Here is a 6,928-nt window from a genome sequence, read left to right as displayed (position 1 = left end):
ATTTTTTCGTCATTTTAAAATTTCTCCGATTCTCATTTTTCTCTCATTATACAAGAAATACCCTATAGAATAGACTTTTTTTAAGTGTCTATTCTATAGGGTACATTTTAATATAACCCTCTCTTTTTTATGAACACTATTTACTTTCTACAATTAAGGTCACCGGACCATCATTGATTAAAGAAACGTCCATCATTGCTCCAAACTTCCCTGTTTCCACATGTAATCCTTGTTTACGAACTTCTTCATTAAAGAAATCGTATAAACGCTCTGCATAATCAGGTTTCGCAGCATCCATAAAGTTTGGACGTCTGCCCTTGCGGCAATCTCCGTATAATGTGAATTGCGAAATAGATAGAACTTGTCCTTCTACATCAAGTACAGAATGATTCATCTTTCCGCTCTCATCTTCAAAAATACGTAAGTTTGCAATTTTTTCCGCAATGTAAGTTGCATCTTTTTCTGTATCTTCGTGCGTAATGCCAACTAGTAATGTTAAACCGAACGGAATTTGTCCTACGATCTCACCGTCTACTGTGACAGACGCTTTCTTTGATCGTTGTAAAACAACTCTCATCTTTCTACACTCCCTATTAATGCATCATGCGTCGTACTGCATAAATTTCTGGAACGCGTTTAATGCGTTCTACTACTTTTTTCAAGTGTTGTAAGTTACGAATCGAGATTGACATATTAATTGTTGCCATCTTATTACGGTCACTTCTACCAGAAACAGCTGAAATGTATGTTTTCGTCTCTGTAACAGCTTGCAGTACTTCATTTAATAAACCGCGGCGATCGTAACCTGAAATTTCAATATCAACGTTATACTCAATTTCTTTTTCAGGGCTACCTTCCCACTCTACCTCTAATAATCGTTCTACAGCTTCTTCTGTATGAACATTTACACAATCACGGCGGTGAATTGATACACCTCGGCCTTTCGTAATATACCCAACGATATCATCGCCCGGAACTGGGTTACAGCATTTCGATAAACGGATTAATAAATTATCAGCACCGCTTACCTTTACACCAGAATCCCATTTTCGAATTTTCATCGGTTTACGGACTTCTTTAACTTCAACAATTTCTTCTTCTTCGCGTTGTTTGCGGAACTTGTCCGTTAGTCGCGTAACAATTTGCGAAGCTGTAATTCCGCTATATCCAACTGCTGCAAACATATCTTCTTCATTTGCAAAGTTAAATTTCTCAGCGACGCGTTTTAAGTTATCCGGCGCCAATACTTCTTTCATCTCATACTCTAGACCACGTACTTCCTTTTCAACAAGTTCACGGCCTTTTTCAATATTTTCGTCTCTACGTTGTTTCTTAAAGAATTGACGAATTTTATTTTTCGCATGAGATGTTTGAGCAAGTTTTACCCAATCTTGACTTGGGCCATATGAATGTTTCGACGTTAAAATTTCAATGATGTCGCCTGTTTTTAATTTATAATCCAACGTCACCATTTTACCGTTTACTTTTGCACCAATTGTTTTATTCCCAATTTCCGAATGGACACGATACGCGAAATCAATCGGAACCGATCCAAGTGGTAATTCCATTACATCGCCTTTCGGTGTAAAGACGAATACCATGTCAGAGAATAAATCAATTTTTAATGACTCCATAAATTCTTCTGCATTAGAAGCTTCATTTTGCCATTCTAATATTTGACGGAACCATGTGAGTTTCTTCTCTAATGTACCTGTTGTTTCTGCTGTTTTTCCTTCTTTGTACGCCCAGTGTGCCGCGATCCCGAATTCTGCAATTTCGTGCATTTCTTTCGTACGAATTTGCACTTCAAGTGGATCACCTTTTGGTCCAATTACAGTCGTATGAAGAGATTGATATAGATTTGCTTTTGGCATTGCAATATAATCTTTAAAACGACCTGGCATCGGCTTCCAGCACGTATGAATAATTCCAAGCACCGCATAACAATCTTTAATACTATTTACAACGACACGTACAGCTAATAAATCGTAAATTTCATTGAACTGCTTATTTTGCAGTGCCATTTTACGATAAATACTGTAAATATGTTTCGGTCTTCCAGAAATCTCAGGTTGAATTGCAACTTCTTTTAATTTCTCACGAATACCAGTCATTACTTCGTCTAAGTATTCTTCACGTTCTGCACGTTTACGCTTCATTAAATTTACAATACGATAATATTGTTGGGGATTTAAATAGCGAAGTGACGTATCCTCTAGCTCCCATTTAATAGTACTAATTCCGAGTCTATGTGCTAAAGGTGCAAAGATTTCTAACGTTTCATTCGCTATGCGACGCTGCTTCTCTTGAGGCAAATGTTTCAATGTACGCATGTTATGAAGACGATCAGCTAGTTTAATTAAAATAACTCGAATATCTTGAGCCATTGCAATAAACATTTTGCGATGGTTTTCTGCTTGTTGTTGTTCGTGAGATTTATATTTGATCTTCCCAAGCTTTGTAACGCCATCAACAAGCATAGCAATTTCTTTGTTAAATTCCCGTTCAATATCTTCTAACGTAATCTCTGTATCTTCCACTACATCATGTAAGAAACCTGCTGATACCGTAGCTGGATCCATGTGTAAATCAACTAAAATACCTGCAACTTGAATCGGATGAATAATATACGGTTCACCCGATTTTCTATATTGTTCGCTATGCGCATCACGTGCATATTCATAGGCACGTGCCACTAGCTCAATATCTTCATCCGCTAAATATTGACTTGCTTTCTCGAGTACCTGTTCAGCTGTTAGTACCTGCTCATTTGCCATCGAATCACCTTTTATTGAAAATTGACTTTATCTTTATTTAATAGAATAAATTATATTCTATCATTATAACCCAATGATTGTGAATTGTGAAAAGGAAAAGATTTTACTGACATTTCACCATAATTTTTTGTTCAATTATACAAAAGTACCCGCTCCTCTCCAAGAGATTCACGGGTACTTTTTATCACCGTAGTTTTACCTATATAGTGATTAGTATTTTTCTAATACTAATACATCGTAACCATCTAACATTTTACGACCATCTAAGTAAGTAAGTTCTACTAAGAATGCAATTCCTGCTACAACTCCGCCTAGCTCTTCAACTAACTTAATTGTCGCTTCGATTGTTCCACCTGTAGCTAATAGATCATCTGTAATTAATACGCGTTGACCTGGCTTAATTGCATCTTTATGGATTGTTAAAACATCTTTACCATATTCTTTACCGTAGTCAACTGTAATTACTTCACGTGGTAATTTTCCTAATTTACGAACTGGCGCAAATCCTACTTCTAACGCATAAGAAACTGGGCAACCGATAATGAAACCACGAGCTTCTGGTCCTACTACAACATCGATATCTCTTTCTTTTGCGTACTCAACGATTGCGTCTGTTGCTGCTTTGTATGCTTTACCGTCATTCATTAAAGGTGTAATGTCTTTAAACACAATACCTTCTTTCGGATAATCCGGTACAATTGCGATATGTTGCTTGAAATCCATATTTCTGAATCCTCCTCAGATCTAAAAGGTTTGTAAATACAAATCCTTTACCCTAACTGTTCTACTTCTTTATGATTACGAATCGTTTCAAACCATGTATATAGTTGCTGATATGTGCTATAAACCAATTCTTTTTCTAATTGTAAGTGGTTCATTTTCTCACGATATGTGTTCGATTCAATTAAATCACGCTTTTGTTTTTTGTCTGCCATAAAAATGACGCCATCTTTTATTGTAACAAATTCTAACTCAAAAAACACCTGTGTCATGAAATTTACTGTATCTTTTGACCAACCTTTATGACGACATAGTTGTTCTCCATATTGTCTTAAAGAAAATGGTGTTTTTTGGCTTAAGAAAGAATAGTACCATTTAAAGTGTTCTCTCGTCGGAACTGTACTAAATAAGTGGTTATTCTCTTGATAAAATAGCGTATAAATTCGCGCTGGGAATCCTACCTTAAATAGCTCACGTAATTCATCTGTTCCTTTTGGTAAATCAAGTAACACGATATATTGATCATCTAAATGCGTTACTTCTGAAGCATGCATGAGCTTTTCTTTATAGCTCTCTAAAGAAAATTTATTCAATACCTCTTCAGAAAAATACACCATTGTTATTTTTTCTTTCGGAAGTTCTGCTAAATTTGCTTCTGCATTACGCATACTACGCCAATCAAATAATTGCCACGCCTCTACAGCAATATCTTGTACCATTAGTTGTGGCTTCTTAAAGTTATTCCATTCATTAATAGACGCTTCTCCTATTACAGATACTTTTGCAACTGGAGAGATTTCTTTCGCATATGCACCAAAGCCAAATCCAATTGTATCCAGTGTTGCTTGTCCATCACGAAGAGCCATTTTTAAATGAGAGCCATCTGATCCGATTGCGCGAATGCTTTCTAACTCTGCATCTTTTACTGCAATACGTGGTTTCGGATTTCCAACACCAAACGGGGCTAGTTTTTGCATATCTTCAATTGCCGCTAGCGTTACATCCTCTACTTTACAAAAAACATCAACTGCTGTAATTGGAATAAAATCTTCTTCTGTTAAAATTGCATCTGCTTGTTCATTTAAGCGGCGACGTAATTCATCTACATCATTCATATGTAGCGTCATTCCCGCTGCCATCGGATGCCCTCCGAAGTGTGGTAATAACTCTCTACAATCTGATAAATTTGCAAACAAATCAAATCCTGCAATACTACGTGCTGAGCCTTTTGCTGTTTCTTTTATAGGATCAATGCTTAATACAATCGTCGGACGATAAAAACGTTCAACTAATTTCGAAGCAACAATTCCAATTACCCCTGGGTTCCAGCCTTCTTTCGCAAGTACTAATACTTTATTTTCTTCTGGTGGGAAGTTATTTTCCACTTCAGCGATAGCCTCTTCTGTAATTTGCTTTACAATATCTTTTCGCAGTTTGTTCAGCTCATCAATTTCTTCAGCTAGCTCTTTCGCTTCCTCTGGATCATCTGATAATAAAAGGTGTACAGCCGGCGCAGCATCTTCTAAACGCCCAACCGCATTAATACGAGGTGCAATTGAGAAACCAATACTCTCTTCGGTAATTTCACTTTGCGAAACGTTAGCAACTTTAAACAATGCCTTCAAACCAATATTTCTCGTCATACGCATATGTTTTAAACCGCGTTTCACTAGCAACCTATTTTCACCATGAAGTGATACTAAATCGGCTACTGTACCAATTACTGCGATCTCTAATAAATGTTCTGGTACACGGCCTAATAGTGCATGCGCAACTTTAAACGCAACACCTACACCAGCTAAATAGTGAAACGGATATACACCGCCATCTAATTTCGGATGTATAATCGCAAGTGCTTCTGGCAATTCTGGCGGTGGCTCATGGTGATCTGTAATAATTAGATCTATTCCAAGCTCTTTCGCTACATTCGCTTCATGTACCGCTGCAATACCAGTATCGACAGTAATAATTAGCGAGAACCCTGCGCTATGCGCCCAACGAAATGCTTCTTCGTTCGGTCCATACCCTTCTGTAAAACGATTTGGAATGTAAAATTCTACTTCTGCACCTAATTCTTGAAGAGCAAGATATAAAACTGTCGTACTACTTACTCCGTCCGCATCGTAATCACCAAATATTAATATTTGCTCTCCATTTTGAATCGCCTTATTTACACGTTCTACCGTTCTATCCATTCCTTCTAATAAAAATGGATCATGAAATTCTTGATTTTCTGTATTTAAAAAATCTAAAATCTTATCTTCTGTATCGAGTCCTCTACCGAGGAATAACGAAACGACAAGTGGCGATAACTGTAATTTACTTGCTAATTCACTCACTCGCTCGTCATTATATTCTTTTTCTTTCCAACGCGTCTTCGGTTGTAACACGAAATCACCCCTTAACCTGTTCATTATACAAGACAGATTAAGGGGTGACAATATAATGCAAACTACGATGCAATATCTATATACTAAAATGTTAATGATGTTTAATTTGGAGAATACGGATTTATATGTACGAATACATTTTGTACATTATCTTGTTTCATAAGTATTTCTTTCACATGTTTTCCAATACGGTGTCCTTCTTCTACAGTAATGTATGGATCTACGGACACTTTAATATCGACAATAACATAATGACCATGCTCCCGTGCATATAAAGAACCAATTTTTTTCACACCATCTACTTGAAGAACTGCTTCTCTAAGCGGAATAACATCCTCCTCATGAAGAACATGGTCAAGCGTTGCATGAATTGCTTCCGCTCCAATGCTCCATGCCATTTTTACAACAAGAAGTGAAACAATTAATCCCGCAATTGGATCAGCGTATACAAGCCAGTCTATACCAAGCTCACCACCTATTATAGCTGCACAAATACCGATTAAAGCTGCAATTGAAGAAAATACATCCGAACGGTGCTCATATGCATTTGCAATAATTGCATCACTGTTTACTCTTTTCCCTAATCGGAATTTATATTGAAACATTCCTTCTTTCACGACGATTGAAAGAACAACAGCAAATATCGTAATTCCTTTCGGCGGTTCTAGTTCTTGCGAAAAAGCTTTTATAGACGAAATCGCGATTTCAAGTCCCACAATAAATAATAATACCGCAACAATAATCGCTGAAATCGATTCCGCTTTACCATGACCATACGGATGATCCTCATCAGGTGGCTGCTTTGCCGCTCGCAATCCAAAAAGTACAGCTAGCGAACCTATTACATCTGATGCAGAATGCACGGCATCCGCTAATAGCGCTTTACTGTTCCCAATATAACCAATTACCGCCTTTACAATCGCTAATATAATATTACCAACGATCCCGACAATAGCACCAAACTCGGCCTGTTTAAAACGTTCATCTTTTTCCATAATTAAAATCCCTTCTTTTCTTAACCTATCTTTTTATTTTAACAAA

The 6,928-nt window shown here is 37.0% G+C and carries 5 protein-coding genes; all 5 read right to left on the bottom strand.

Features of this window, described 5'->3' with window-relative positions; all coding sequences use genetic code 11:
• Window positions 1–136 precede the first annotated feature (136 nt).
• Window positions 137–577 (bottom strand): D-tyrosyl-tRNA(Tyr) deacylase, encoded by a 441-nt coding sequence (locus MR112_RS17420; RefSeq protein WP_001266965.1) that lies wholly within the window; start codon window positions 575–577, stop codon window positions 137–139.
• Window positions 578–593: 16 nt separating this feature from the next.
• Window positions 594–2,777, bottom strand: a complete 2,184-nt coding sequence (relA, locus tag MR112_RS17415) for a GTP diphosphokinase (RefSeq protein ID WP_001262795.1) — start codon at window positions 2,775–2,777, stop codon at window positions 594–596.
• Between the two features lie 210 nt (window positions 2,778–2,987).
• On the bottom strand, window positions 2,988–3,500 hold the full coding sequence (locus MR112_RS17410; protein ID WP_000346215.1) for an adenine phosphoribosyltransferase: 513 nt from the start codon (window positions 3,498–3,500) through the stop codon (window positions 2,988–2,990).
• A gap of 47 nt (window positions 3,501–3,547) precedes the next feature.
• Window positions 3,548–5,887: a single-stranded-DNA-specific exonuclease RecJ gene (gene recJ / locus MR112_RS17405; RefSeq protein WP_000941229.1), complete on the bottom strand. Its 2,340-nt coding sequence runs from the start codon at window positions 5,885–5,887 to the stop codon at window positions 3,548–3,550.
• A gap of 101 nt (window positions 5,888–5,988) precedes the next feature.
• Window positions 5,989–6,882: a cation diffusion facilitator family transporter gene (locus tag MR112_RS17400; protein ID WP_242245153.1), complete on the bottom strand. Its 894-nt coding sequence runs from the start codon at window positions 6,880–6,882 to the stop codon at window positions 5,989–5,991.
• Window positions 6,883–6,928 lie beyond the last annotated feature (46 nt).

It is taken from the genome of Bacillus cereus group sp. BfR-BA-01330 (assembly GCF_022663885.1).
GTDB lineage: Bacteria > Bacillota > Bacilli > Bacillales > Bacillaceae_G > Bacillus_A > Bacillus_A cereus.
This window is presented reverse-complemented; position numbering and strand designations above follow the sequence as displayed.

Coding starts and splice junctions, on each gene's coding strand:
- MR112_RS17410 (WP_000346215.1), bottom strand. CDS start 3,500: ATGGATTTCAAGCAACATATCGCAATTGTACCGGATTATCCGAAAGAA.
- relA (WP_001262795.1), bottom strand. CDS start 2,777: ATGGCAAATGAGCAGGTACTAACAGCTGAACAGGTACTCGAGAAAGCA.
- MR112_RS17420 (WP_001266965.1), bottom strand. CDS start 577: ATGAGAGTTGTTTTACAACGATCAAAGAAAGCGTCTGTCACAGTAGAC.
- MR112_RS17400 (WP_242245153.1), bottom strand. CDS start 6,882: ATGGAAAAAGATGAACGTTTTAAACAGGCCGAGTTTGGTGCTATTGTC.